General features: G+C 47.1%; 23 protein-coding genes and 1 other RNA gene. 8 read left to right on the forward strand and 16 right to left on the reverse strand.

The genetic code is table 11. The features are described from left to right. The 5 genes from pyrR to EL173_RS07635 all read right to left on the reverse strand — a co-directional run bounded on the left by pyrR (position 1) and on the right by EL173_RS07635 (position 4641). Positions 1–549, reverse strand: a complete 549-nt coding sequence (gene pyrR, locus EL173_RS07605) for a bifunctional pyr operon transcriptional regulator/uracil phosphoribosyltransferase PyrR (protein WP_005689384.1) — start codon at positions 547–549, stop codon at positions 1–3. A 234-nt stretch (positions 550–783) separates the two neighbouring features. Further along, positions 784–1704, reverse strand: coding sequence for an RluA family pseudouridine synthase (locus tag EL173_RS07615; RefSeq protein ID WP_005689385.1), 921 nt, complete (start codon positions 1702–1704; stop codon positions 784–786). After that, positions 1701–2168, reverse strand: a complete 468-nt coding sequence (lspA, locus tag EL173_RS07620) for a signal peptidase II (protein ID WP_015764469.1) — start codon at positions 2166–2168, stop codon at positions 1701–1703. The genes EL173_RS07615 and lspA overlap by 4 nt, the downstream gene beginning before the upstream one ends. 382 nt (positions 2169–2550) lie before the next feature. Then, positions 2551–4224: a formate--tetrahydrofolate ligase gene (locus tag EL173_RS07630; RefSeq protein WP_005689387.1), complete on the reverse strand. Its 1674-nt coding sequence runs from the start codon at positions 4222–4224 to the stop codon at positions 2551–2553. Between the two features lie 12 nt (positions 4225–4236). Continuing rightward, a complete protein-coding gene (locus EL173_RS07635) occupies positions 4237–4641 on the reverse strand; it encodes an EbsA family protein (protein ID WP_005689388.1) in 405 nt (134 codons plus the stop codon). 24 nt (positions 4642–4665) lie between these two features. Between EL173_RS07635 and EL173_RS07640 the strand changes: the two genes are divergently transcribed. Next, entirely contained in the window at positions 4666–5064 is a 399-nt protein-coding gene (locus tag EL173_RS07640) for a ribonuclease HI family protein (protein WP_005689390.1), read from the forward strand. Between the two features lie 116 nt (positions 5065–5180). Here EL173_RS07640 and EL173_RS07645 read toward each other — a convergent pair whose 3' ends face one another. Next, positions 5181–5783: a nitroreductase family protein gene (locus EL173_RS07645; RefSeq protein WP_005689392.1), complete on the reverse strand. Its 603-nt coding sequence runs from the start codon at positions 5781–5783 to the stop codon at positions 5181–5183. A gap of 289 nt (positions 5784–6072) precedes the next feature. Between EL173_RS07645 and cls the strand changes: the two genes are divergently transcribed. Beyond that, positions 6073–7542, forward strand: a complete 1470-nt coding sequence (gene cls / locus EL173_RS07650) for a cardiolipin synthase (RefSeq protein ID WP_005689393.1) — start codon at positions 6073–6075, stop codon at positions 7540–7542. 326 nt (positions 7543–7868) lie between these two features. Here the strand turns inward: cls and EL173_RS07655 are convergent, their stop codons facing one another. Continuing rightward, positions 7869–8195 (reverse strand): hypothetical protein, encoded by a 327-nt coding sequence (locus EL173_RS07655; RefSeq protein WP_005709564.1) that lies wholly within the window; start codon positions 8193–8195, stop codon positions 7869–7871. Between the two features lie 365 nt (positions 8196–8560). Then, on the reverse strand, positions 8561–10012 hold the full coding sequence (locus EL173_RS07665; RefSeq protein ID WP_005689401.1) for a helix-turn-helix domain-containing protein: 1452 nt from the start codon (positions 10010–10012) through the stop codon (positions 8561–8563). Positions 10013–10372: 360 nt separating this feature from the next. Here EL173_RS07665 and nrdH point away from each other — a divergent pair, with 360 nt between their 5' ends. The 3 genes from nrdH to nrdF all read left to right on the forward strand — a co-directional run bounded on the left by nrdH (position 10373) and on the right by nrdF (position 13874). Continuing rightward, positions 10373–10603: a glutaredoxin-like protein NrdH gene (gene nrdH / locus EL173_RS07670; protein ID WP_005685874.1), complete on the forward strand. Its 231-nt coding sequence runs from the start codon at positions 10373–10375 to the stop codon at positions 10601–10603. Between the two features lie 67 nt (positions 10604–10670). Further along, positions 10671–12842, forward strand: coding sequence for a class 1b ribonucleoside-diphosphate reductase subunit alpha (gene nrdE, locus EL173_RS07675; RefSeq protein WP_019728491.1), 2172 nt, complete (start codon positions 10671–10673; stop codon positions 12840–12842). A gap of 51 nt (positions 12843–12893) precedes the next feature. Continuing rightward, on the forward strand, positions 12894–13874 hold the full coding sequence (nrdF, locus tag EL173_RS07680) for a class 1b ribonucleoside-diphosphate reductase subunit beta (protein ID WP_005689406.1): 981 nt from the start codon (positions 12894–12896) through the stop codon (positions 13872–13874). 158 nt (positions 13875–14032) lie between these two features. Here the strand turns inward: nrdF and EL173_RS07685 are convergent, their stop codons facing one another. Both EL173_RS07685 and EL173_RS07690 read right to left on the reverse strand, forming a co-directional pair. After that, positions 14033–14923 carry a LysR family transcriptional regulator gene (locus EL173_RS07685; RefSeq protein WP_005689408.1) on the reverse strand — a complete coding sequence of 297 codons (891 nt, stop codon included), beginning with the start codon at positions 14921–14923 and terminating at the stop codon, positions 14033–14035. Between the two features lie 215 nt (positions 14924–15138). Continuing rightward, positions 15139–17043, reverse strand: a complete 1905-nt coding sequence (locus EL173_RS07690) for a M13 family metallopeptidase (protein WP_005689411.1) — start codon at positions 17041–17043, stop codon at positions 15139–15141. Positions 17044–17409: 366 nt separating this feature from the next. Here EL173_RS07690 and EL173_RS07695 point away from each other — a divergent pair, with 366 nt between their 5' ends. Further along, complete coding sequence (locus EL173_RS07695; protein WP_014571343.1) at positions 17410–18423, forward strand: lipoate--protein ligase; 1014 nt, start codon at positions 17410–17412, stop codon at positions 18421–18423. A 75-nt stretch (positions 18424–18498) separates the two neighbouring features. Here the strand turns inward: EL173_RS07695 and EL173_RS07700 are convergent, their stop codons facing one another. From EL173_RS07700 to EL173_RS07730, 6 genes are all read right to left on the reverse strand, one after another. Beyond that, complete coding sequence (locus EL173_RS07700; RefSeq protein WP_005689413.1) at positions 18499–18726, reverse strand: hypothetical protein; 228 nt, start codon at positions 18724–18726, stop codon at positions 18499–18501. A 215-nt stretch (positions 18727–18941) separates the two neighbouring features. Then, positions 18942–19877, reverse strand: coding sequence for a phosphoglycerate dehydrogenase (locus tag EL173_RS07705; protein WP_015764473.1), 936 nt, complete (start codon positions 19875–19877; stop codon positions 18942–18944). A gap of 11 nt (positions 19878–19888) precedes the next feature. Continuing rightward, on the reverse strand, positions 19889–21028 hold the full coding sequence (locus EL173_RS07710) for a THUMP domain-containing class I SAM-dependent RNA methyltransferase (protein ID WP_005685884.1): 1140 nt from the start codon (positions 21026–21028) through the stop codon (positions 19889–19891). Between the two features lie 466 nt (positions 21029–21494). Continuing rightward, positions 21495–21860, reverse strand: an RNA gene (rnpB, locus tag EL173_RS07720) — RNase P RNA component class B. Positions 21861–21872: 12 nt separating this feature from the next. Continuing rightward, positions 21873–22271 carry a cell division regulator GpsB gene (gene gpsB, locus EL173_RS07725; protein ID WP_005685886.1) on the reverse strand — a complete coding sequence of 133 codons (399 nt, stop codon included), beginning with the start codon at positions 22269–22271 and terminating at the stop codon, positions 21873–21875. Positions 22272–22326: 55 nt separating this feature from the next. Then, complete coding sequence (locus tag EL173_RS07730; RefSeq protein WP_014571344.1) at positions 22327–22902, reverse strand: SLOG family protein; 576 nt, start codon at positions 22900–22902, stop codon at positions 22327–22329. A gap of 66 nt (positions 22903–22968) precedes the next feature. On the opposite strand from EL173_RS07730, the gene recU reads away from it, so the two are divergent. Then, a complete protein-coding gene (recU, locus tag EL173_RS07735; RefSeq protein ID WP_014571345.1) occupies positions 22969–23595 on the forward strand; it encodes a Holliday junction resolvase RecU in 627 nt (208 codons plus the stop codon). Then, positions 23588–25897 carry a PBP1A family penicillin-binding protein gene (locus tag EL173_RS07740; protein WP_014571346.1) on the forward strand — a complete coding sequence of 770 codons (2310 nt, stop codon included), beginning with the start codon at positions 23588–23590 and terminating at the stop codon, positions 25895–25897. Before recU ends, EL173_RS07740 begins: the two co-directional genes overlap by 8 nt. The last annotated feature ends 71 nt before the right edge of the window (positions 25898–25968 follow it).

Below are 25968 nucleotides of genomic sequence, written 5' to 3' on the forward strand. Positions count from 1 at the left end.
TTATTCCCCCATCTTTTCAATGCTGATGCCGTCTTTGCCATCAAGTTCGGCCACCTGCACCTGAATTTGCTCGTCAAGTGAGGTTGGAATGTTTTTACCGACAAAATCCGGTCGAATTGGCAACTCGCGATGTCCGCGATCGACAAGCACGGCCAAGCTGATCTTACGTGGCCGGCCTTCATCCATCAACGCATCTAAAGCGGCGCGAATGGTGCGGCCGGTGAAGATGACATCATCGACTAAAATGACATGCTTGCCGGTGATGTTAACCGGCAACTGTGCCCCTTCAACATCTGGTTGGTGTTCATGGTCGATTTTATGGACATCATCGCGATAAAACCGGATATCCAATTCGCCAACCGGAACTTTTAAACCTTCTAGTTGTTCGAGGCGTTTGGCGATGCGGTGGGCCAAATAAATGCCACGGGTTTTGATCCCGACTAGAACAAGATCGTTCAGACCCTTATTTTGTTCGATGATTTCATAACTGATTCGTGTCAATGCGCGTTTCATAGTTACCTCGTCTACAACCTGTTTTGACTGTGCCATTGATGTGCCACCCTTTCTTGTATGTATGCTGATAAAACTTGGTGCCAGTGAGTTTGCTTGGGGATGAAAGCTGTGCTCCGACTTCTAACCGGGCTGGTTCACGCTCACAAAAAAACGCCTCCTACCCAATTTGGATAGAAGGCGACCGTAGCCTGAATAATCCGCCGCAACGGAAAGGAAACCTTCTAAGCCTCACTGGACTTAGTTAAAGGTGCTTGTTTGATTGAGTTAAGATTACCGAACGTTGCGGGTCTTGTCAATGCCTGCACGCAGATCGGTTAAGGTTTTTTCAAAAATTGGGGGTACCGGCGCGGTAAAAGTTAATAATTTTCCCGTGACCGGATGCACGAAGCCGAGTTTTGCAGCGTGAAGAAACTGACCATGACCAGGAAGGGTACGCTTAGGGCCATAGAGAGGATCGCCTGCTACCGGGTGATGGATGTAAGCCATGTGTACGCGAATCTGATGCGTGCGCCCAGTATCCAGAATGCATTTTACCAAGGTGTAGTTTGTAAAGCGCTCCAGTACTTGAAAATGGGTCACAGCATGGCGGCCATCTGCGACCACTGCTTGGCGTTTGCGATCGCGCGGGTCCCGACCCAACGGCGCATCAATTGTGCCCTCGTCTTCTTTAAACGTACCATGAACCAGTGCCAAATATTCCCGAATCGACGTTTTAGCCTTAAGCTGGGCGGATAGACTTAGCTGGGCGGCTTCTGTTTTTGCAACCATTAGCAAGCCGCTCGTATCTTTATCAATACGATGAACGATTCCCGGCCGAATGACGCCATTAATACCAGGCAACTTGGTGTGATACAGCAACCCATTCACCAGCGTGCCGTCCGGATGACCCGGTGCCGGATGAACAACCATGCCTTGAGGTTTGTTAACCACAATGACTTGGTCGTCTTCGTAAACAATCTCGAGAGGAATCGGTTCAGCAACGGCCTTTAGTGGTTTAACTTCCGGAATGGTCACCGTTACGACATCACCGGCCGTCACCTTAAAATTAGCTTTCACGGGATTGCCATTAACGGTGACCAAGCCGTCTTGGAGCCATTTTTGCACCTGGCTGCGGGTGTGGGTCGTCTCGTGGGCCGTGATGATCTTATCAATTCGGCCGCTTTCGGTGGTAATGGTGAAGGTATCGCTCATGCTACCGCCGCCTTGTCACGATCAAACAGAATGTAGATCAAGACGAAAACAACCCCAAGCGTGATGCAGACATCTGCAAAATTAAAAATCGCATTAAAACGCCACTGATCAAGAAATTCGAGATGGAACATATCCGTTACATATCGAAAACGCAAACGATCAATAAAGTTTCCGATCGCCCCCGCTGTGATCAAGGTCAACCCCATCCGATAAAACGGCTTATGCAGACTATCGCGCCACAGCATGGCAACAACAACAAACGCCAGAATCGTAGTAACGTAAAAAAACCACTGCTTACCTTCAAACATCGAAAAAGCAGCACCAGTATTACGGATATGGGTGAGATCAATCACACCTGGAATTAATGACTGACTGTCACCAAGCGGAATATGAACCCTAACCCAAGTCTTAATCCCGAAATCAAGCAAAACCAAGACAGCAGCAACCATGACATAAATAAGCAAAGAAAAATCCTCCTGAGCGCGAGCCGGCGCGGTTAGGGATCGGAGTATAAGTGGCCTTGGGCGTGATGGCCCGGTTTTGGCCATTGCGACCAAGGTCCTTATACGCAGATCCCTGCGCCGGGGAGCGCGTTATGATGTAAGCGCGAGCCAGCGCGGTTAGAAGTCGGAGTATAAGTGGCCTTGAGCGTGATGGCCCGGTTTTGGCCATTGCGACCAAGGTCCTTATACGCAGATCCCTGCGCCGGGGAGCGCGTTATGATGTAAGCATCAGCTGACTCCTACCTCAGCCGCGCGTCTAATGTTTGTTTCCTAGTGTACCGCGCCCAAAGAAAAACCGCCATCTTGAAAATGGCGGTTAACGTTTCTCGCAGCGATGACATGATTAGAAAAGTCCGGAAATCTTACCATCGTCAGTAACATCCATGTTTAAAGCAGCTGGTGCTTTTGGCAAGCCTGGCATTGTCAAAACCGTGCCGGTCATGACGACCAGGAACCCGGCGCCTAGCTTAGGGATAATATCGCGCACATGAATGGTGAAGCCTTCAGGAGCGCCTAGTGTTTTAGCGTTGTCGGTTAACGAATACTGGGTTTTAGCCATGCAAATCGGCAAGTCCTGCCAACCGTTCTTGGCAATGGTTCGAAGTGCAGCATTCGCTTTACCTTCATAGACAACATCGGCACCGCCATAAATCTTTTGAACGATGGTCTTGATTTTTTCTTTGACGTCGCTGTTGCGATCATAAAGCGGTGTGAAGTGACTTGGCTGATTCAAAGCATCTAAAACTGCATCCGCAACTGCCAAACCGCCGCGGCCGCCATCTGCCCAAACCGTTGCGGTAACTGCCTTGACATTGAGTTTGGCACAGGCATCAATTAACCACTGAATTTCGGCATCGGTGTCACTTGTGAACCGATTGACCGCAACGACAACCGGCACGCCGTAACCTTGCATACTGTGGATATGGCGTTTCAGATTGGCAAAACCTTTAGCTAACGCGTCCAGGTTTTCCTGTTGCAGATCGGCTAATGCAACCCCGCCGTTATACTTTAGTGCGCGAACGGTTGCGACGATGACAACAGCATCCGGGGTTTTACCTAACACTGGGGTCTTGATATCCATGAACTTTTCACCGCCCAGATCAGCGCCGAAGCCAGCTTCCGTAATCGCGATGTTACCCAGTTGCAAAGCGGTGCGGGTTGCTAAAACGGAATTACAACCATGTGCGATATTGGCAAATGGGCCACCATGAATAAATGCTGGCGTATGTTCAAGTGTCTGTACTAAGTTAGGCTTCAGGGCATCGCGCAATAACATGGCAATGGCACCGGTGACTTTTAAATCGCCGACCGTGACGGGTTTGCGGTCATAGGTATACCCAATCACAATCCGGCCAATTCTTGCTTTTAGATCGGCAATGTTTTCGGCCAGACATAGAACGGCCATTAATTCGCTGGCGACCGTAATGTCAAACCCATCTTCGCGCGGCACGCCACTGGTTGGACCGCCTAAGCCAATTGTTACATGGCGCAGTGCCCGGTCGTTGATATCCAACGCACGCTTCCACAAAATTCGGCGAGGGTCAATATTGAGTGTGTTTCCTTGCTGCAGATGATTGTCGATTAAAGCGGCCAGTGTGTCAACGGCAGTGGTCAAAGCATGCATGTCACCGGTGAAGTGTAGGTTAATATCTTCCATCGGTACCACTTGCGCATAGCCGCCACCGGTTGCGCCGCCTTTCATCCCCATGACCGGACCTAATGAAGGTTCCCGCAATGCGATAACGGGATGCTGGCCGCGTTGTTGCAATGCATCACCTAAGCCGACAGTAATGGTTGATTTGCCTTCACCGGCGGGGGTCGGATTGATGGATGTGACCAAAACGAGCTTGCCAAACGGCTTATCTTTCAACGCATTAAGCGCCGTAAAGCTGAGTTTGGCTTTTGATTTGCCATAAAGTTCCAAATCATCAGCGGTTAAACCGATACTTGCGGCAACTTTCGTGATTGGCCACATTGAGCTGGCTTCGTTAGCCTGGGCAATTTCAATATCAGACATACAACACACTCCTTATTTAGTGGATGTTTCCAAACCTTTTTTGATCAACGCCACGATTTTTTGTTTTCGCTTTTTGCCGAACATCAGAAACGAAACGCGACCGTATTGTTTGGTTTTAAGCATAACGGTCAAACGGCCATTCGTAAAGTCCTCAATGTCCGCCCAAGCTAAATTAATCGTGTTACTTTTAAAAAAGCTGGTTAAACGAAGGCCTTTAGGCGTTGCGACTAGGCGGAGCAATAAAATCTGAACAATCGCAACTAAAATTGTGATACCTGCAACCGCGACCGCCAGCCATGATAAATTGGTGCTTTCCAGCTGAAGAATGATCGCTAAACTAAGTCCAAATACGATCGCACTCCAAAACATGCTAAAATCGATCCATGCAGGTTGATAATGTGTTCGATATCCTGCCAATTTGCCACTTCCTTAGGAGAAATCATGCTTAAACTATACACAGATGGCGCCACAAAAGGCAACCCGGGACCGGCTGGCATCGGCATTCTGGTTAGCGGATTGCCTCAGCAAATTCAACATCATGCCGCTTTGCCTGCGATGAGTAACCACGAAGCAGAATTTGCTGCTGCCATTGCCGGGTTTAAATTATTGATTGAATCCAGCTTGACAACAGGCACAGTCGCTTACTACAGCGATTCCAAGTTAGTGATTCAAGCCATTGAAAAGCGCTATGCCAAACACTATCCGGCTTTAACGGCAGAGCTGCTGAGCTTAATTGACGAGTTTCCGCTGGTATTGCCCAACTGGATCCCGGATCGGCAAAATCGCGGTGCCCATCACCTGGCTCAACAAGGTTTGCACCAAGCTGAAACCGAAAGTTAGTGTCAGTCATCTTGTCGTTTCATGGATCGATTGACGTAAAAAAAAGCCTGAAACTCCAGCAATATTGGAAGTTTCAGGCTTTTTGATCGAAACGTACCAGCTTGGGTTATAGCTGATTATTTAAGCACTTTGAATTGTTGCTCACGATCCATGTAATCCTTGGCATTCGCTTCGCCTTCGATGGAACCGAATGGCATCTGAGCACGTAACTGCCAGTTTGCCGGGATATCAAAAGCTTCGCGGACAAGGTCGTCAATGATCGGGTTGTAATGCTGCAAGTTAGCACCGATACCGTTGTTAGCCAGCGTTACCCACGTGTTAAGCTGAGCCGATCCTTGTGACTGTTCTGCCCAAGTTGCAAAGTTATCGGCATACAGCGGGAAATTTTTCTCTAACTGTTTTACGACGTCGGTGTCGGTGAAGTATAAAATGGTTGCAAAAGCGGCTTTGAAACCGGCAATTTTCTTCTTGGTTGCCTCGTAGGCTTCCTCGCTTGGCACTTCACTCTTTAAGCGCTTGACCACAATGTCCCATAACTTATCATGTTGCTCGCCAAACAGGAAAACGGCCCGAGTAGCCTGTGAGTTAAAGGCTGTTGGTGTTTCTTGAATAACGGATTCGATTAATGCAACCAACTCGTCAGGATTTTGTTTGATATCCTTGCCGAGTGCATAGATGGAGCGGCGTTGTTTGAGCAGATTTAGAAGATCTTGATTCACGAGATAACCACCTTTTTATTATTAATCAATACGTGTTCGGGCACACACCGTCAAACCCACCCTCACCTATCACTGGCTGTGAACGTTAAAGGCGGTGCAACGCATGTGAGAACAAGCATAAGTTTACCAACTGACTATTAGTAAGTAAACCCCCAAGCGAAAATTTCTTGAAAAAGCGACTGGCTAAACTTGCATTAGTATACCGAATCCTGCTTAGCGCTTCTATACTATAACGTGACAGTGACCGTTGGCTTGGGTACAATAAAATTATTCTTCATGGAGGTGCGGTATGTCGCTCATTACGTGGCTAATTATTATTATTTTGGTTTTGAATACCATTGGGGCGATTTTCACCGTCCTCCGCGAAGTCCGCGATATTTCAACGACCTGGGCTTGGTTACTAGTGCTGATTTTCCTGCCGATTATTGGTTTCGGTTTTTATCTATTCGCCGGTCGCGGCTTGTCAACCAAGAAGTTGCGGCGGATTCAACGCGAATATGAATCTGGCGTGAAAGCCTTCGTGTCACTTCAAAAACATGAAAATGCGCGCAATAAGCTATTGCCGCCTACGGATTACACGCCAGCAGCTAAGGCGTTAACGGCCTTTTTTCTTAATACGGCCCAAGCACCGGTACTCGCGCACAACCAGGTTCAACTGTACACGGATGGCGAAAAAAAGTTTGCGGCGTTATTTCGTGACATCGAAGCGGCCAAACATTATATCTATGTTGAGTATTACACCATTTATAATGACGAGCTAGGTAATCAGTTTCAACAACTACTTATAAAGAAAGCCAAGCAAGGCGTCACTGTAAAGGTTTTATATGATGCCTGGGGTTCAATGGGTGCCTCGGCTAAATGGTGGCGGCGGCTCACTGATGTCGGCGGACAGGCTGAGAGCTATTTTAGCTCGAAACATCCCATCACCGACTTTCGGCTTAACTATCGCGATCACCGCAAGATCGTTGTGATTGATGATCACGTTGGCTATATTGGCGGTTTTAATGTCGGTGATCAATATGTTTCGCGTAAACCGAAATTCGGTTACTGGCGCGATACACATTTACGCATTGTCGGGAACACCATTTATGCGTTGAAAATTCGCTTTACAATGGATTGGAACGCAACTGTCGATGAGCAAAAAGAAATTGCCTATAACGTCGAACAAAGCGGTGCCGAGGATCTGACCAGCGAAAGTATGACCGCAGGCAGCACGCCGATTCAAATTGTTGCATCCGGACCTGACCGCCCCACCCAACAAATCAAGCTGGGGTACACCAAGTTAATCACTAGCGCTACCAAATCAGTTTGGATTCAGAGCCCCTATCTGGTGCCAGATGATACGGTAATCGATGCTTTAGTCTCGGCGGCGATGTCCGGCATTGATGTCCGAATTATGGTGCCGGATATGCCGGATCATCCCTTTATTTTCCGTGCCACGCAATATTATGCCAATTATCTGGCGCGATCAGGGGTTAAAATTTATCACTACCAGCACGGTTTCATGCACGCCAAAACCGTGGTTGTTGATGATGCGATTGCCAGTGTTGGCTCGGCAAATTTTGATATCCGCAGTTTCAAATTGAACTTCGAAATAAATGCGTTTATTTACGATCGCAAAATTGCCGGAACTTTGGCCGAAATCTTCCAAGCGGATATGGCCAAAAGCTATCTACTGACACCGGAAATCATTTCGAACCAAGGCTGGTGGTTACGGTTTAAGCAAGACTTTTCCAGGCTCCTGTCCCCTATTCTTTAAATTGCTTCAAAAGCCTTTCATTATAACGCGCTCACCGGCGCAGAAGTCTGCATGTAAGGACCCCTTAAGCGCAATGGCCAAAACCCGGCCATCACGCTTAAGGCCACTTACACTCCGACTTCTAAACGCGCCGGTTCACGCTCACTTTCTATAAGGCGCAAATGATAACAACGCCGGTTCAACGATGTGATGTTTCGCTGAACCGGCGTTGCTTTTTGAAAAATGGCTGATGAAGATACCGCGATTAAGTAAAATTATTACCAAAAAGGACTAAAGTCGTCTACTGAACGATACCCCGCGCTTGGAGACTTTCAGGACCGCGCGCATTAACGCTGCCAATCATCCAATACCTTGGTGTGACCAAGAAGGTAATGAATCGCAGCATGAACTAACTCGTCGCGTGCCGTGAGTAATTCATCGCCGTCAAGATTATACTTATCGCGCAAATAACCCTCTGCAATCGCTTGATATTCTTTGCGCGCTTCGCCACCATCGTTTAAATAAGTATCGATCGCTTCCAGATTATCTTTGGCCCGATTAGCCAGTTCTTCGGCCAGATCATCAACATGCGGCTGACGTTTGTGAGCGTAATCCATCAGCGTGTCATTCATATCAATGACGGCCGCTTCATCAGCTTTCTTGTCACGTTTCATGGTTACTTCATCTCCTAATACTATTAGTATGCACCTATGACCTATTTTCATCAACGCTGAGCGCGAACCGGCGCGGTTAGAAACCGGAACATAAGTGGCCTTGGGCGGTGATGGCCCGGGCTTGGCCATTGCGTCCAAGGTCCTTATGTGCAGGTTTCTGCGCCGGTGAGCGTGTTATAGAAAGTGAGCGTGAACCGGCGCGTTTAGAAGTCGGAGTGTAAGTGGCCTCAGGCGTGATGGCCGGGGCTTTGGCCATTGCGACTGAGGTCCTTACATGCAGACTTCTGCGCCGGTGAGTCTGTTATAGTGTGATTTCGTCATATAATTTCCGATGGTTCTGCCAGCAACAAAATAACGGCCACCGATTAACGATGCAAAAGCTGACGGGAGCGGTGGAACAATTCTTGATAAAGTGCTGACCAGCTCTCGAACCGATCACTTGCCAAATAAAAAACAGGCGTGTCTGGTACAATCGGTTCCTCACCGGGAGCCAGCGCCTGAGCAGAAATCACGAGGTCCGGGTGTTGGGCAACAGTTACCAGTCGAATATAGGCGGGATGCATCAGATTAAGACGGACTGTTTCGTACAAAGGTTGTGGCATCATGGGATCAAGTGCCACTTTGAGTTTATCTGAAACGGCACTGTCGGTCATGAATGGCCAAAGTAATTGATAGAATCCGTCAACGATTTCAGGCCGGGATTTTTCGGTCGGCAGTTCCCGGGCAAAAAAGGCCTTAATAGCTGTCTCCAGACGCGGATAAAACGCGCGCATGGGACTGGCGGTTTTGGTTAAATCAATGTAAGCGCCGCCTGGGAAGATGCGTTCGCTAATTAAAATTTTTAGCAAGTTACCTGCCAAGGCGAGATCATTGGTCACGGATGGTGAAATTCCGACGAGTCGTGTGCTGAGTTCGGTGCGAATCTTAGCGACCGTTTGCCATGCTGGCGTCTCGTTAGCGGCATGATAGCCGACCAAGGTGGCAGCATCAAATTGTTGTTCCGTATGAAAGCGTGGAATCCGCCATTGTCCGAGATAAAGATAGAGCATCTCGGCTTCAGCAGTGGCTCGTGGCAAGTTTGCTAAAGGTGCAGGTATTTTTTTAGGTAATGATGGCTGCGGTTTGAGCGCAGAAAAGTTCAAAGTACCGGCAATTGAGTGGTGGGCCTTAAGGCGATGCAAATTAATATTGGCTGAAAATAGCAACTGGGCGACCGAGAAATCGCGTTGTACCATGCCGGCCGCTTGCAACGCTTTGATGAGTTGGCGTGATTCGGGCAAAATATCGGCGAACAACGGATTCCCGATATCGACCAGTTGCCACAATAATTGGCGATAGATTTGGCGAATTCGCGGTTCAGAACCGATCAGCGATAACGGGGTCAAATTAATCGAAACTTCAGCTCGGCGCAAATAGAGTCGTAATGCGGAAATTCGGCGAAAAAAAGCAGCGCGGGAAAACCCGGTTTCAGTCAATAGATCTGAAAGCGTTGACGTGGGCGCCATCAAAGTTTTGACAAGTAGTTTCCCCGGCAGTGACCGCCGATATAAAAATATGCGATAACGAACGCGACTGATGGCAGGCGGTGCCGTCATGTTGCTATCACCGCGGTGCAATAACGGTGGTGCAGCAGGATCAATTTCATGCAAATCAGCGGCTACCTTCTCCATGAGCCGGCGAAGTTGCCGATAACTTTCACCACGCGCCATTGAGGTAGTCACAATGTTAAGCTGGTGGTTGGGTGCGTCGCGTAAAGTGCCGTAAATCGCTAACCGGTCTCGTTCTTCGCGGTCTAGAAAAATTTCTTCAAACGCCATGGTGCCGCCTTCTTTTTCAAACTTTGCTATAGTATAGCAAATGGCGATTGTAAACTAGCTAAATAATGCCTGCTTGAGGCCACCCCTATTTTGAATCATTTTTGCCGCTCATTCAAAGTCTTCAAAGTAGCGACCACGTTGACGTGATGGTCATTGACAATATTTAACGCGTCCTTTTGCCGGTTGCCACTGGCGTTTACTATGCAATCTTGGTATACTAAAAGTAAGCAGAAATCGGATCGACACCATATGCTCGGGGGTATCAAAAAAATTAACCCCAAGATATGGTGTTTTTCATTGACAGGCACCCCAATATTGAGTATTCTAAAAGACATAAGATAACAAGAAAGGATGATACCTATGCGTAACATCACACTGTTTACGCGCAATGGCTGTCCGCAATGCCGGATGACAAAGCGCTACCTCGATACCCATAACATTTCATTTACCGAACACAATATCAACGAAGAACCTGAATACATCGACTACTTGAAGAAAAAGGGATTCCAGCAGGTTCCCGTTCTCGAAGCAGATGGGCTTGATTCATTCTCCGGGTTCCGACCGGATGCCTTGAAGCAACTGGCTGTTTGATCAGCCAGTTTTTTTATCGCATCGAAACTAGCAAGGAAGATTAAATGCAGCGAAAGCAGGGATTAGCATGTCACTAAAAACCATTAGTCCGGATGAGGTTACTTATTACGCACTTAACAACGAGATTAACATTCCCGTTAACGACCAAATTCCGCTTAACAAAGATAAAGAAGCATTGCAGGCCTTTTTGACCGAAAATGTTGCACCCAATACCATGAAATTTGCTTCATTACAGGAGCGCTTAAAGTATCTGGTTGAACATCACTATTATGAAGCAGACTTTTTAAAGAAATATCAACCGGCCTTTTTGGAGAAGTTGAATCAGTTTCTCACCGCGCAGCATTTCCAATTTAAGTCGTTCATGGCTGCGTATAAATATTATGCTCAGTACGCGTTAAAAACCGATGACGGGACGCAATATCTTGAAGATTACAAAGATCGCGTTTTCGCTAATGCCCTTTTCTTTGCGGATGGTAACGAAGATTTGGCCGTTGACTTAGCCGATGAGATGATTCATCAGCGCTATCAACCGGCTACCCCATCCTTCCTGAATGCAGGTCGGGCGCGGCGTGGTGAACTGGTCTCTTGTTTCCTGCTGCAAATCACCGATGACATGAATTCAATTGGTCGGGCAATCAACTCGGCTTTGGAACTTTCCCGTATCGGCGGCGGTGTCGGCTTGACGCTGTCGAACCTGCGTGAAGCCGGTGCACCGATCAAGGGCATTGACGGTGCTGCCAGTGGTGTCTTGCCAGTCATGAAGTTGCTGGAAGATTCATTCTCCTACAGTAACCAGCTGGGTCAGCGCCAAGGTGCCGGGGTGGTTTATTTGAACGTCTTCCATCCGGATATCATCAGCTTCCTAGGCGCTAAGAAGGAAAATGCCGATGAAAAGTATCGGGTGAAAACGTTGAGCCTTGGTGTGATTGTGCCAGACAAATACTACGAACTCATCAAGGCTAACGCTGACATGTACCTCTTCTCCCCTTATTCAGTCGAACGCGCGTATGGCAAGCCATTTTCTTACGTGGATATCACGAAGGAATACGACAAGATGGTAGCCAATCCTGATATTAAGAAATACAAGATCAAAGCGCGCGACTTGGAAAACGAGATCTCCAAGTTGCAGCAAGAATCCGGCTATCCGTACATCATTAATATCGATACGACTAATCGCGCCAATCCGATCGAAGGTAGGATTATCATGAGTAACCTGTGCTCTGAAATTATGCAGGTGCAGGTTCCGTCTAAGCTCAATAATCGTCAGGAGTACGAGGTCTTAGGGACAGATGTTTCTTGCAACTTGGGGAGTACGAATATTCCTAACTTGATGCACAGCCGTGATTTTGGTCATAGCGTCGAAGCCATGGTACGCGCGCTCACCTATGTCACGGATCACAGCAACATTGACGTTGTGCCATCCGTGCAGCATGGCAATCACCTTGCCCACAGTATTGGCCTTGGTGCGATGGGCCTGCACACCTATTTTGCCAAGAACCACATGTACTACGGTTCACCGGAAAGCCTTGATTTCACTAACATCTACTTCCTGCTGCTTAATTATTACACGCTCAAAGCTTCCAATAAGATCGCTAAGGAACGCGGCGAATCCTTCCACAACTTTGAAAATAGCAAGTACGCAGATGGCAGTTATTTTGACAAGTATCTCAATCAAACCTGGGCGCCGAAGTATGATAAGGTTCGCGACTTGTTCAAAAACATTCACATTCCAACGCAGGCTGACTGGCAGGCACTCAAAGAAGATGTGATGAAAAACGGTTTGTACCATCAAAATCGGATGGCAGTTGCACCTAATGGCTCAATTAGCTATATCAACGACACCAGCGCTTCATTACAGCCAATTGTCAACCGGATTGAGGATCGTCAGGAAAAGAAAATCGGTACCATTTATTATCCGGCACCAGGGCTTTCCAACGACACGATGCCTTACTATCAAAGCGCCTATGACATTGATATGCGCAAAGTCATTGATGTCTACGCAGCAGCCCAGCAACATGTTGACCAGGGGATGGCGATGACGTTGTTTATGCGTAGTACCATCCCAGCTGGCCTTTATCCGTGGAAAGATGGTCGTACTGATAAAATGACCACCCGGGACTTGAATATCTTGCGGAATTACGCCCACTATAAAGGCATTAAGTCCATTTACTACATCCGGACTTATACCGATGACCAAGAAGAAATCGGCAGCAACGCTTGTGAAAGTTGCTCAATTTGATAATCTTTTAACAGGGGGATCTCCCCTGTTTTTACATAAGGAGCGAAGAAAATGGTAAAACAGTATATTGCGATTAACTGGAATGCAATTGAAGATGAAGTAGATAAAGCCACTTGGGAAAAATTAACCGAACAGTTTTGGCTCGACACCCGAATCCCCTTGTCCAACGATTTGGACGATTGGCGTTCATTGAGTCCGGATGAACAATGGGTCGTTGGCCACGTTTTCGGCGGGTTGACTTTACTGGATACCCTGCAAAGTCAAGACGGTATGGCAAGTTTACGCCAAAACATCCGGACCCAACAGGAAACCGCGGTGCTTAATAATATTCAGTTTATGGAAAGTGTCCATGCGAAGAGTTATTCATCAATTTTCTCGACGCTGAACACGCCTGCCGAGATCGATGAAATCTTTGACTGGACCAATCACAATGAGCATTTGCAGTACAAGGCCAACAAAATCAATGACATCTATCACAACGGCTCGGCACTACAAAAGAAAATTGCCAGTGTTTTCCTGGAAACGTTCCTGTTTTATTCAGGCTTCTTTACCCCGCTTTATTACCTGGGCAACAACAAGCTGACGAATGTGGCCGAAATTATCAAGCTGATTATTCGGGATGAGAGTGTTCACGGAACCTATATCGGCTATAAATTCCAGTTAGGCTTCAATGAATTACCGGAAGCAGAGCAACAACAACTGCAGGATTGGATGTACGATCTGTTATACGACCTCTATGAAAACGAAGAAAAGTATACGAACGATCTCTACGCTAAAACCAAATGGACCGATGAAGTTTTGACTTTCCTGCGTTATAACGCCAATAAGGCCCTGATGAATCTGGGACAGGAAACCGCCTTTCCGGATACCGCCGATGACGTTAATCCGATTGTAATGAACGGCATTTCAACATCAACGGCTAACCATGATTTCTTCTCACAGGTCGGTAATGGTTACCGGCTCGGTCAGGTCGAAGCAATGGAAGATGATGATTATTCATTCTCGACTGAAGATAAAGGGCACAAGGATTAAAATGACCTTGCTCATGACAGTAAAACAGCCTTTGCAGACAATTATTTTTGTCTCAAAGGCTGTTTTTGTTTGCCTGAAATCGTATAAATACTGGGGCCAATTCTGATAAATGACGCGTAGAATGGTGACCGGCTTTCGCTTATAACCTGACCACGAGATTACGATTCGGTTTTATCAGACGCAATCTTCTCGTGGACAAGTTCCAAAAAGTGTTGCGCGATACGCGAAAGCTCCCGATCCCGTTTCCAGACCAACGCAACCGGATCGGCTAGTGCAGGTGCTAACGGACGAAAAGTCAAGGAAGTATTAGACGTTTGGGTAGCCAGGTATTCCAGGCACAATGCCCGCCCCAAACCGACTGCTGTCATGCCTAATGCATCAGCAGTTAAGTCATAAGTTCCGACAATATAGGCTGGATCCAATCCCTGGCCAAGCCAATGTTCAAAACTATTGCGGATGTGCGTTGCTCGTGGCAGGATCAGTTCACTGTCACTGATATCATTTGGCGTAATTAACAGATTATCAGTCAGGGGATCCTCGGTGTCCATCAAGATTCCCCACGCATCACGCATGGGTAACAACAACCGTTCATATTGCGTGTGCTCTTTACCCGGACGCAGAATAAAGTCATACATGCCGGCTTCCAGGTTAGCTACCAGACTTTCATCTGATCCATACGTCACGTGGACATGTAAGCTGGGGTACTGAAGCCGCAAAGATTGCGCTAACTGGAGCATGAGTCGTTTGCCGCTAGTTTCGCCTGCACCGATATAGAGATCACCGCCCAAGGCATGTTTGCCTTGTAAATTGTTTTTGGTCCGTTCGGCAATGGCGGTCAATTCGCGTGCTCGATTTAGTAGATAGGTACCATCTTCGGTCAAGGTGACGCGGCGATTACCCCGAATGAGCAACTTGACGCCCAGCTCTTTTTCCAGATCCTTGAGCTGGCGCGATAGCCCTGGCTGAGATATACCTAATGTTCTGGCTGCAGCGGTAATACTGCCATGATCTGCAATTTCAATGAAGTTGCGCAACGTCTGCAGTTCCATGTTCTCCCCTACTTCCTATCAGTCCTAATTATCACAAGTGCTTTCCTATAACAATTATAGCCCATTAGCGGCACTTTGTATTCCCTTTCACACATCATCCTTTATCTTGGCAAGTGTTCGCTGGCAAAGGTGTTCGCTCACCTAATCCGCTTGACCGTGAAAATGATAGTTTGATTCAAAAAAGCATCGGCTCAAGTGAGCCGATGCGGATGGTGCTACCAGATTTGAACGCGCTTTTCCGGCGGTAAGTACATGCCATCGCCTGGTTGAACATCAAAAGTTGTATACCAATCATCTAAATTGCGCGGTTGGATGTTGGCCCGTAATTCATGGGGTGCGTGGACATCGACTGCTAACAACATCTTGGCGCGCTCTAAACGCGATTTTGAACGCCAAATGCGCGCCCAATTGATGAAGAATGCGCGTAAATCAGCATCCTTTTCCCGTTTAGCCGTATCCAACGCCGCTGCTAATCCGCCGGCATCGGCAATATTTTCCGAAACCACTAATTTGCCGTTTACTTTGCCGGCTGCCGTTTCCAGACCGTCAAATTCGTCAATCATGGCTTGGGTCAATTCATGGAAATGATCAAAATCGGCTTTTTGCCACCAGTTGGCCATGTTGCCGTACTCATCGAACTGGGCACCATTGTTGTCGAATCCATGAGAAATTTCGTGCGCAATGACCGCGCCAATCCCGCCAAGATTTTCCGAAGCGGTTTGCTTTAAGGAATAAAATGGTGCCTGTAGAATGGCGGCTGGGAAAGTAATGTCGTTTTTGGACGGATCATAGCTGGCATTCACCAAGTGTCCGGGCATGTTCCATACCGTGCGATCAACGGGTTTCGTCAGTTTATCAAAGTTATACTGTACTTGCACCTTGCGCATGGCAAATAAGTTTTCTAGCAATGAGCGATTGGGATCAACATGGAGCAGATCGTAAATGGCTTCAGGATGATCCGGATACCCCATTTTTAATACCATCTTATTTAACTTAAGAATGGCTTTGTCTTTCGTTGGCTGAGATAGCCAGTCAGAGTTAGCTAAGCGCTGTTTGTAAGTTGCAATCATCTTTTCAACTAGCTGGGTGACATCGGCTTTTGCTTTTTCCCCGAAGTAGGTCCGCCCATAATAAATGCCAATTGGTTCACTGAAGTACCGGTTGGCGACCCGATAAGCATGCTTAAGCTGATCAGGCGATTTCGGTGCACCAGATAATGCGCGGTTATATGTACCGCTCAATTGCCGCAGTGGTTCGCTCAAGAAGCCGGCCACGTCACCTAGCGTCATGACATAAAGCCAGTCGCGATAAAGCTTGAAGTTGGCTTCATTAAATAGCTGGTCAAATTCATTCAAAAAGCGCGGATCCGCAACCACAATTGTTTCCGGCACATTCTTGAAAATGGTCTTTAAGAGGTCTTCAAAATTAAACGGCTTGAGCTTCTCAATGACCGTGCTAGTTGGCGTTGGATTATAGGCCTTAGGATAATCAGCCCATTCTTCAGAACTCTTGACGTGCTTGGCAATTTCGGCATCAAACGCCAACGCGCCTTCCAAAGTGGCCTTTTGTGCGGCTTCGTCCAAATCAGTGTACGCCAACAGTTGCTGCATCATGTCTTTGAAAATGCCAAGCAATTGCGCGCCATTTTGATTGTCCTTAGCGTAATAGGACGTATCCGGCAAAATCGTTTTTGGCCCCATCAGATTAATCACATTTTTGCTGGTATCTTTCATGTCGACATCAACAAAAAAGTTGAATGGCGGATCGATTAAATGCTCCTGAAGCAAATTAGCAGCGCGTTGGTTGTAATCCGCCAGGTCTTTAATGCCCTTCACCAGATTTAAGCGTGGTTCAGCCGGGGCAAATCCAGCCGCGTCCCGCGTTTTAAAGTCCTTAGCCTGTTGATACAGCGTTACTGCCTGGGCAAAATACTTGTCAGGTGCCTGCTTTTTGCCAGCTGAAACGGCGGCAAAATCAGCCATCATCTTCTCCTCGACTTCATCGGCAAGATCCTGAAACCCGCCGGTACTGCTTTTGTCGTCAGGAATAACTGCTTGTTTCATCCAAGCACCGTTCACTGCTTGATATAAATCGTCTTGATAGCGTACTTCACTTGTCATTAAAAAGCTCCTTTCACCATGAAACGTTATGTCATAATCTTAACGCACTTCTCATTTTCTTGCACGACTGATTCACGTTTCAGTGCAATAGGACGCAATAAATTCTAATTTGGCCTTAGGTTTTTCTCTTTTAATGAAAGCGTGCCAAGTATTAAAGTCGGCGGGACAAAATTGGATCGCACAGCGAGTTAGATTGGCAAAATAGATTGTTGTCAATCGAAATCGCTTTCTTTTTGGCGCATAACTCGTTAAAATAGGCCATGTACTAAGTCAACGATCGACTAATCGTGTCAGTCGTTACTGGATAACGCATTTGCTGGCAGCTGCTGAAGCTGTCAGCCGATGCTCATAGGAGGATGTGCAAGGATGTATTATGTCATTATGAAGTCTCACGATATTCGTGAAAACTTGGCGACTGAGCAATATCTGATGAATGCCAAGCAGTTTGATGAACCACTGCTGCTTTTTTATTATGAAAAGCCAAGCGTGATTGTCGGCCGTAACCAGAACACGCTGGAAGAGTTGAATCAAAAGTATGTTGAAGATCACAATATCGTTGTGACACGTCGGCTTTCCGGCGGTGGTGCAGTGTATCACGATTTGGGTAATTTATGTTTTTCATTTGTGGTCGATAGTGACTCCGAAGAATTTGGTGATTTTAAGTCCTTCACGCAGCCGATTGTTGATGCGATTCACACGCTGGGTGCGACAAGTGCCGAAGTTTCAGGTCGCAATGACATGCTGGTTGACGGGAAGAAGTTTTCCGGCAGCGCAATGTACACCCGCAACGGTAAGACATTTTCGCATGGCACTTTGATGCTGGATGTCGATATGAGCGTCATCCCTAATGTGCTCAACGTTCCTGAAGATAAAATCAAGAGTAAAGGAATTAAATCCGTTAAGAGTCGGGTTACAAACTTGCGGCCTTATCTGGATAAAAAATATCAGAATCTGACGGTGCCGGAATTCCGGGATATTTTATTGACCCGTCTGTTCGGTGTTGACGATGTGGCCGCCATTAAAGATAAGGAATACCACGTGACGCCAGAAGATGAAGTTGAGATTAAAAAGATTTATGACGATGTTTATAATAACTGGGATTGGGTTTACGGTCATAGCCCAGAGTTCACCACTAAGAAACGTAAGCACTTTGATTATGGGACGATCGATGCGCGGTTTGACGTGAAAGATGGCAAAATTGCCAACGTTAAATTTTACGGTGATTTCTTCGGCCCACAGGATGTTAGTGATGTTGCAGCAGCTTTAAAAGACAAGCCGTACACATCTGAAGCGGTTAAGAAAACTTTAGATGCAATTGATACAAACGCTTATTTCACCAACATCCCTAAAGAAGACGTCATTAATTTATTAGTTCCTTAAGCATTCAGACTTACTTTTCTATAAAAAGGGGCAGCCATTTGTCGGCTGCCCCTTTTTGATCATTCTTGCAAACAATCAATTATATTTAACCTGGCTAATTGCATATGCCTGGATTCGTTTGGCTCCCCGCCCAGTTTCAACGGTAATGACGCCGCGTTCGTTATAAGGCTTAACGGTTGCAGCCTCGATATCAATGACGCGACCCTTTAAGCGATGGCGATCAATTGTATTGATTGCCACCTCCTGTTGCGTGTGCAAAGCATCTTGAAGCAAGTTGGTAATTTCTTCTGGGCGTTGTGCCATAAGAATTCCTCCTTCATCTTAATGGTTAGCATGCGTCCATCCAGCTAACAGCACGGATCAAGGAAAGTTGCGCTGCGAATTTCCTTGAAACTGGCTCTTGCTGACAGACGTATTCGGTTGGGGATACTGTCGCAATCTGATTTGCAATCGGCGTCACTTAAAACGCGCGATTGAAAACGATTACGGTTCCAGTATAACGATTCTGCGGAAAAATTTCAGTATCCGCGGCTAAGATCAACTTGGTGACTGGCTAACTGACCGCTTGCTATCAAGGATTGGAGGTTATCATTAAAAATTTTAAAAACCTGATCACGCAGATGTGGTACGGTGCCGGAAATGTGCGGCGTCAATAAGACATTGCCCATGTCCCAAAGTGGCGAATCTTGCGGTAACGGTTCAGGATCAACGACATCCAAGGCTGCGGCTCGTAACTGCTGGGTCTGAAGTGCCTGAACCAACGCCGGTGTATCGACCGAAGCGCCGCGGCCAATATTAATAAACAGCGGCTGATTTTGAAGCCCGGAAAAGAATTCTGAATTATAAAAATGCTTGGTGGCAGAAGTTAATGGCAATGCATTAATAAGGATATCGGCGTTTTGAGCGGCTGTGTGTGCGTTAGCGTCTGTAACGACTTCCTCAAACCCTGCAGCGGGACGGCCGTGTGCACTCACGCCAAGCGTATGCAGGCCCAGTGCATGTAATTTTGTCGCAATCGTTGAGCCGATATGGCCAGTGCCAAAAATGACCGCGGTTTGGCCTTTTAACAACGTCATTGGCGGCCGTTGCTGACGGAAAGTCCACATCTGACGACCGGCGCGAACCGGTGGTAGAATGCCGCGGCTGATCGTAAATAACACGCCAAGGACATATTCAGCAATCGGTTCGGCATGAATACCACTCGTGTTTGCCAATAATACCTGATGTTTAGCAAAGTCAGCCAGCGGTAGATAGTCGACTCCGGCAGAAATAGCCTGAACAAAGCGCAGGTGATCGAAATTCACTTGCGCAGATTGATCGTGCCACCCATAAACAACGTCAATTTGCTGGGCGGTTGCTTGATCTAATTGATTATCGTCAATCACCACGTGCCCTGCTTTTTCTAAGGCTTGTCGTTGCTCAGGTTTGAGATTAAAACTATTTAAAATTTTCAAGGTGTGCCTCCTTACTTGTTATGATGCCAGTTAGGCTTACCCCAGTATTGGAAAAGATCGGTTCGAATGGTGCCATTGTACAACTTTCGCCGTTTGGTTGCTTGACTGCCATATGCTTTTTCAAATCCCATATCACTGGTCAAAATGTACTTGCTCCAAGTCGTCAACGGCGCAAAGGCTTGGCCCATTTCCTTGTAAAGTTGGCGCACCATGGCCTGATCGCTAAGTCGCTTCCCATATGGCGGGTTGGCAACAATGACCCCGTTTTCCTTGGTGGTGCTAAAATCCTTGACTGCTAATTGCTTAAAGCGAATGCTATGCAGTAAGCCCGCTTGTTGCGCATTCAGCTTAGCCATATCAATCATATCGCCATTAATGTCACTAGCCTGAATATCCAGCTCACGGTCAAAATCGGCGGCGTCCATCGCCTGATCCTTGGTGGTTTGCAAGACGGATTGATCAAAAAAGCCGAAATCTTCAAACGCAAAGTGTCGTTGTAATCCCGGTGCCAGATGATGGCCAATCAAAGCGGCTTCAATTGCAATCGTGCCAGATCCGGTCGTGGGATCGACAAACGGCATATCAGGATGCCAGTTCGTCAATAAGACAAGCGCTGCAGCAAAGTTTTCCTTCAGTGGCGCCTCGCCTTTTGCAATGCGGTAACCACGTTTGAACAAACTAGGTCCGGTTGTATCTAGCGTCAGGGTCGCAACGTCTTTTAGAATGGAGACTTCCAGTGGATAAGTAGCGCCGGTTTCGGGCAATCGCGTGGTTCGATGATAGACTGCGGACATCTTTTCGACAATTGCCTTTTTGGTGATGGCTTGAACATCGGGCTCAGAATGCAGTTGGGAACGAACAGCTCGCCCTGCAACCGGGAACGCAGCGTCTAACGGCAAAAAGTGATCCCACGGTAATGCCTTAACGCCTTCAAATAAATCGTCGAAGGTGCGCGCTTTAAACTGACCGATGACAATTTTGATCCGATCAGCGCTGCGCAACCAGACATTGGTCAACGCAATCGTTTGGTCATTACCCTCAAAATAGACTTTGCCATTTTCGGTGCGGGTTTGAATACCCAATGCCTTCAGTTCTTTCGTGGTAACCGACTCAAGGCCAGCCGCCATTGTTGCGACAAGTTGATAGTTCATAGCATGAGTTCCTTTCAAAATTGTGAGACGAGATTAGTCATTCAAGGTTAGTTTAACTTTTTATGTACGTTATGGCGATTGTTGAGGGGCATAACTTTATCGTTGCGGTTGAGGTTGAGTTTGGATGGTGGTTTAGGCGTGGATGGTCAGAAAGTGTTCGGGCTTTGGCTAGTGGAAGTGACTGTTGGCCGATGCTGCTCATAAACGCGCTCACAGGCCCAGAAACCTGCACCTAAGGAAAATGGCCAAAGAAGGTTTGGGCATTGGACAGTGAAATAGAAGTTGGCCGATGCTGCTCATAAACGCGCTCCCCAGCGCAGAAGTCTGCGTGTAAGGACCTTGAGACTAAATGGCCAAAGACCAGCCATTTAGTCTCAAGGCCACTTACACTCCGACTTCTAACCGCGCTGGCTCGCGCTCTCAAAAAAACAGCCCGGGTTTCCCCGGGCTGTGCCTGCATGTAGATCCCTATAAGCCATGTTTTGTTCCAGAACCTGTTCAGGCGCGGGTTCCTTCAGTCATCATCTATCTCAGCGTTGCCGCTGTATTGCCGTTGCTTCAGTTTGCTTGGCAAAACGCCCCTACCAAAAGTTTGGGTTACTCGCTCGCGGGGTTTACCCGTTCCACCGTTCAGGTTTCCCTGAACGTTTCGTCACTGTGGCACTTTTCAGACCTACTGACGCATAACCGAAGTCTTAGCGTGGTTGGCCGCCGTAACCGTTCTCACGGTCCCTAAGCTTATTGGGCTTAGCACGAACACTACAAGCATCGCAGCTTGTGCGGGCATGGACTTTCCTCAGCCTGCAGATGCAGACCGCGATCACTCAGGATCTACATGTGATCATTAATACTGGTCAACGTCGGAATGGTTGCTGTCGTCGCGGTTATCAACACTGCCGCTATCTGACAGTTTTGAACCGAAAACATGCCGTTCCAAATTACTCAGACGTTTAAGAATATCATAATTTGTTGCCGCAGCATTGGTTTGCGGTGTTTGTGCGCTGACATTCTTGGAAACACTCAGCTGTTTGGTCAGCTCATCGACCCGGCTAAACAGCTTTGCATTTTCTTCTTTCAACCGATCAATTTCATTGGTGAAAGCCTCATAGTCACGAATGATGCCGTCTAAGAATTCATCGACTTCATCCGGATCATAACCACGAACCTTGTTTTTGAACTTCTTGTCCAAAATATCTTTAGGCCCGTACTGGATACTAAATTTTGTTTCTTTGTTACTATCCATTCCGACACACCTCATTGTTTTCATGGAACCAGACTACTAATTAGCTTACCATATCTCAATCATTTTGAAAATGCTCATTTTCAGCTTCTGCCAATTCTTCGGATGTTTCTTGTAAATCATCCATCGTAATCAGTGTTACCGGATAATCACGTCGATTAGCCATGTCTTCGGCGGCACGGTAATCCCACTGCGGTTTTCCGGGAAATTCCGGATCATAGACAATCACTGCCGCATCTGTGTGTGCCGTCATAAACCGCGTATAACCTTGAAGTTGGGCGGGCTTTTGATAAGGTGCTTGTGAGACTGCATCAGAGAAATCAACTTGCTGGCGTAATGCAGCCAGTTGGGCCTTATTGTTGTCATTCCACTGACTACCAAAGTCGGTAAATGGCAACATCATCGCAATCTTAAACTCAGGATAGAGCGGTTTAAGTGTTAAGGCAACTTCGATGGACCACTGTTCAACCCCCAGTTGACCGCCTGTAATCAGCCAGTTGAGCCCTTCATCAAGAAACTGGGTCAGCGTGTTTTTTAATGAAGTTTTAAGGACTTTCAGTTTTGGATCCTGAGCCCCAAAAACATTGAGCTCATAGGCACGGTAACCGGTTATCCATAACCTTTTTCCTGCCATGATTTCCCTCCAATCATTAGGCCAACGCGCTTGATATTGGTATAATAGCGCCAGGAGTGTGATCGCATGACCATCCGTTATCCCAATGGTAATCCATACAAAGATGGGACGCAATTTTCACCAGACGCAGTGTCGCGCCCTACCATTTATGGCGGACGCGGGATGACTTTAGAAGAAGAACTTAACCTCAGCAATCAGTATTACCGTAGTATCGACAAGGCCGTTGTCTATAAGAAGCCGACGCCAGTGCAGATTGTGAAGGTTGACTATCCTCGCCGAAGTCAGGCAGTTATCCGTGAAGCCTATTTTAAGACGCCTTCCACAACTGATTATAATGGTGTGTATCGCGGGTATTATCTTGACTTTGAAGCCAAAGAAACCAAAAATAAGACCAGTTTTCCGTTAAAAAATTTCCACCAGCATCAGATTGATCATTTTCGGCGTTGCTTAAAACAAAACGGTATCTGTTTTGTTGTGATTCGGTTTGCAACGATTAGGCGGCTGTTTGTTTTCCCGGCAGGACGGCTCATTACCTGCTGGGATCAGCAAAGTACAGGCGGTCGTAAATCGATTCCTTTAACCAAGATCATTCAACACGGATTTGAACTTCATCCGCAATTGCAGCCAGTTGTCCCATTCCTTGATGGCGTTGACTGGCTGATAGAAACGAAAGTAGGTAATGTACGTGGCTAATAACCAAAACATGTCGCGAATGGCACGACGCCGCGAAGGTAAACAGTCAAAAAGCCCTAAACCCCCCAAGAAATTATGGCGGCGGATTTTAAAATGGACCTTGCTCGGCTTGCTTCTCATTTTCATTGCCGGTGTCGGGTTATTCTCCTGGTATGCAAAAGATGCACCTGAAGTCACCCAAGCAAAACTCGAATCTGGCGGATCCAGTACGATTTATGATCGTAGCGGTAATGAGATTACAACGCTTGGACTGGAAAATCGCGACTATGTCAAAGCTTCCGAGATTCCGCAACAACTTAAAGATGCGGTTGTTTCAATCGAGGACCGCCGCTTTTACGATGAGAAATTGGGCATTGATCCTGTCCGTATTCTCGGTGCTGCTTTTAACAACATGACCGGAACCGGTGATGGCTTGCAAGGTGGCTCGACGTTGACACAACAGCTCATTAAACTATCTGTTTTCAGCACAAAATCGTCTGATCAAACATTACGCCGAAAAGCTCAGGAAGCCTGGCTAGCCATGCAGGTTCAACAAAAGTACAGTAAAGATCAGATTCTTGAATATTATATTAATAAAGTGTTCATGAATTATGGTCAGTACGGGATGAGCACTGGGGCTAAGTTTTATTTTAATAAATCGCTCAAAGATCTGAGTCTTGCACAAACGGCTTTCATCGCCGGCCTGCCGCAAAGTCCGGCTGGCTACGACCCTTATGAGTACCCGCAAAAAGCGACTCAGCGGCGTAATGCAGTCATTGATGCCATGTTACGCGATAAGAAAATTACGGCCGCTGCCGCCAAGCAAGCTAAAGCCACACCGATTACTGATGGTTTACAGCCAAAACAACAACAGACAAACACAACCACCAATGATAAAGTGATTGATTCCTACTTGACGCAGGTGATTGCAGAAGTTAAGAAAAAAACCGGCTTGAATCCTTACACGGACAATCTGGATATTTACACCAATATTGACATGAGTGCCCAAAAACGGCTCTACGATATCGTCAATACCGATGATTATGTCAGTTTCCCGGATGATGCCTTCCAGACCGGCGTCACGATGACAGATCCGGATAACGGACAGGTCTTGGCGCAAATTGGCGGCCGTAAAACCGGCGATGTGCGGTTGGCATACAACCGGGCAGCGCAAAATACCCGTAGTAATGGATCGACAATGAAACCACTCATGGATTATGGTCCTGCTATTGAATATCTTAACTATTCGACTTATGAACAAATGACGGATGAACCATACAAGTATCCTGGGACCACGATTTCGTTATATGACTGGGACAAGAAGTATCAAGGTCGGATTTCCATGCGGACGGCGCTTGAACAGTCCCGCAACATTCCAGCCGTCAAAACCTTGAGTGCAGTCGGTATGACGAATGCCGTGAAGTTCTTAAAGGGACTGGGTATCGACTTACCTGCCTCAGAACAATATCTTTCCAGTGCGATCGGGGCCTCGGTCAACACGGTTGAAGAAGCCGGAGCGTATGGGGCCTTTGCCAATGGCGGCACTTATTACAAGCCTTATTACGTCAATAAAGTCGTTAGCGCCGATGGCAACACCCAAACATTTAACAGTCAAGGAACCCGGGCGATGAAGTCCAGTACCGCCTATATGATCACGGATATGCTAAAAGGCGTGTTGACAAAAGGGACAGGAACCTCGGCGGCTATTTCCGGCCTTTACCAAGCTGGTAAGACTGGGACGACCGATTATAGCGATGAAGAGCTCAAGCAGAATCCGGCCCTAAACGCTACAGGCATTGCCAAGGACGCATGGTTTACGGGCTATACCCGCAATCGGGTCATTTCAGTCTGGACCGGTTATGATAAGCCGACTTCTCATGGGATCAGTTATGCTGAGCAAACCATTTCCCAGAAGATCTATAAGGCACTGATGAGTTATACCTCCCAGAACCTTGATAATAAGGATTGGACAAAGCCGGATACAGTTGAGTCTTACAATATTCTAAAAGGCAGCAATCCCGGCACAGCGATTACGAGTGGCTCAGCCAACACCACGAAGGAGTTGTACGTTCGTGGTCATGGGCCAAGTAGTCATAAAGCAGTGGCCGAATCATCATCCTCTTCCAGTGCCAGCTCTGAATCCAGTTCCTCAAAAGAATCCAGCTCAGAAAGTTCCAATGCTGTTTCCGCTAGCGTTGCGTCATCTGCTTCATCCTCCAATGTTTCTTCTGCTGCCCCTAGTTCTGCAACACCTTCAAAAGAAGAACCGAGCGCCAGCAGTGAACCTGCTTCATCTGCTGGCGGTCCTGGTGGTAATCAATAAGATTTTTTCACGTGATTTGACCATCAAGAGTTTTCCCTGATGAGGATTGCCGGACATCATTAAAAAAGCAC

This window comes from Lacticaseibacillus rhamnosus, assembly GCF_900636965.1.
GTDB lineage: Bacteria > Bacillota > Bacilli > Lactobacillales > Lactobacillaceae > Lacticaseibacillus > Lacticaseibacillus rhamnosus.

Coding starts and splice junctions, on each gene's coding strand:
- EL173_RS07690 (WP_005689411.1), bottom strand. CDS start 17,043: ATGACAAGTGAAGTACGCTATCAAGACGATTTATATCAAGCAGTGAAC.
- EL173_RS07630 (WP_005689387.1), bottom strand. CDS start 4,224: ATGTCTGATATTGAAATTGCCCAGGCTAACGAAGCCAGCTCAATGTGG.
- nrdE (WP_019728491.1), top strand. CDS start 10,671: ATGTCACTAAAAACCATTAGTCCGGATGAGGTTACTTATTACGCACTT.
- EL173_RS07665 (WP_005689401.1), bottom strand. CDS start 10,012: ATGGCGTTTGAAGAAATTTTTCTAGACCGCGAAGAACGAGACCGGTTA.
- EL173_RS07710 (WP_005685884.1), bottom strand. CDS start 21,028: ATGAACTATCAACTTGTCGCAACAATGGCGGCTGGCCTTGAGTCGGTT.
- EL173_RS07615 (WP_005689385.1), bottom strand. CDS start 1,704: ATGAGCGATACCTTCACCATTACCACCGAAAGCGGCCGAATTGATAAG.
- nrdF (WP_005689406.1), top strand. CDS start 12,894: ATGGTAAAACAGTATATTGCGATTAACTGGAATGCAATTGAAGATGAA.
- recU (WP_014571345.1), top strand. CDS start 22,969: ATGACCATCCGTTATCCCAATGGTAATCCATACAAAGATGGGACGCAA.
- EL173_RS07685 (WP_005689408.1), bottom strand. CDS start 14,923: ATGGAACTGCAGACGTTGCGCAACTTCATTGAAATTGCAGATCATGGC.
- EL173_RS07640 (WP_005689390.1), top strand. CDS start 4,666: ATGCTTAAACTATACACAGATGGCGCCACAAAAGGCAACCCGGGACCG.
- EL173_RS07695 (WP_014571343.1), top strand. CDS start 17,410: ATGTATTATGTCATTATGAAGTCTCACGATATTCGTGAAAACTTGGCG.
- nrdH (WP_005685874.1), top strand. CDS start 10,373: ATGCGTAACATCACACTGTTTACGCGCAATGGCTGTCCGCAATGCCGG.
- EL173_RS07730 (WP_014571344.1), bottom strand. CDS start 22,902: ATGGCAGGAAAAAGGTTATGGATAACCGGTTACCGTGCCTATGAGCTC.
- cls (WP_005689393.1), top strand. CDS start 6,073: ATGTCGCTCATTACGTGGCTAATTATTATTATTTTGGTTTTGAATACC.
- pyrR (WP_005689384.1), bottom strand. CDS start 549: ATGGCACAGTCAAAACAGGTTGTAGACGAGGTAACTATGAAACGCGCA.
- gpsB (WP_005685886.1), bottom strand. CDS start 22,271: ATGGATAGTAACAAAGAAACAAAATTTAGTATCCAGTACGGGCCTAAA.
- EL173_RS07655 (WP_005709564.1), bottom strand. CDS start 8,195: ATGAAACGTGACAAGAAAGCTGATGAAGCGGCCGTCATTGATATGAAT.
- EL173_RS07700 (WP_005689413.1), bottom strand. CDS start 18,726: ATGGCACAACGCCCAGAAGAAATTACCAACTTGCTTCAAGATGCTTTG.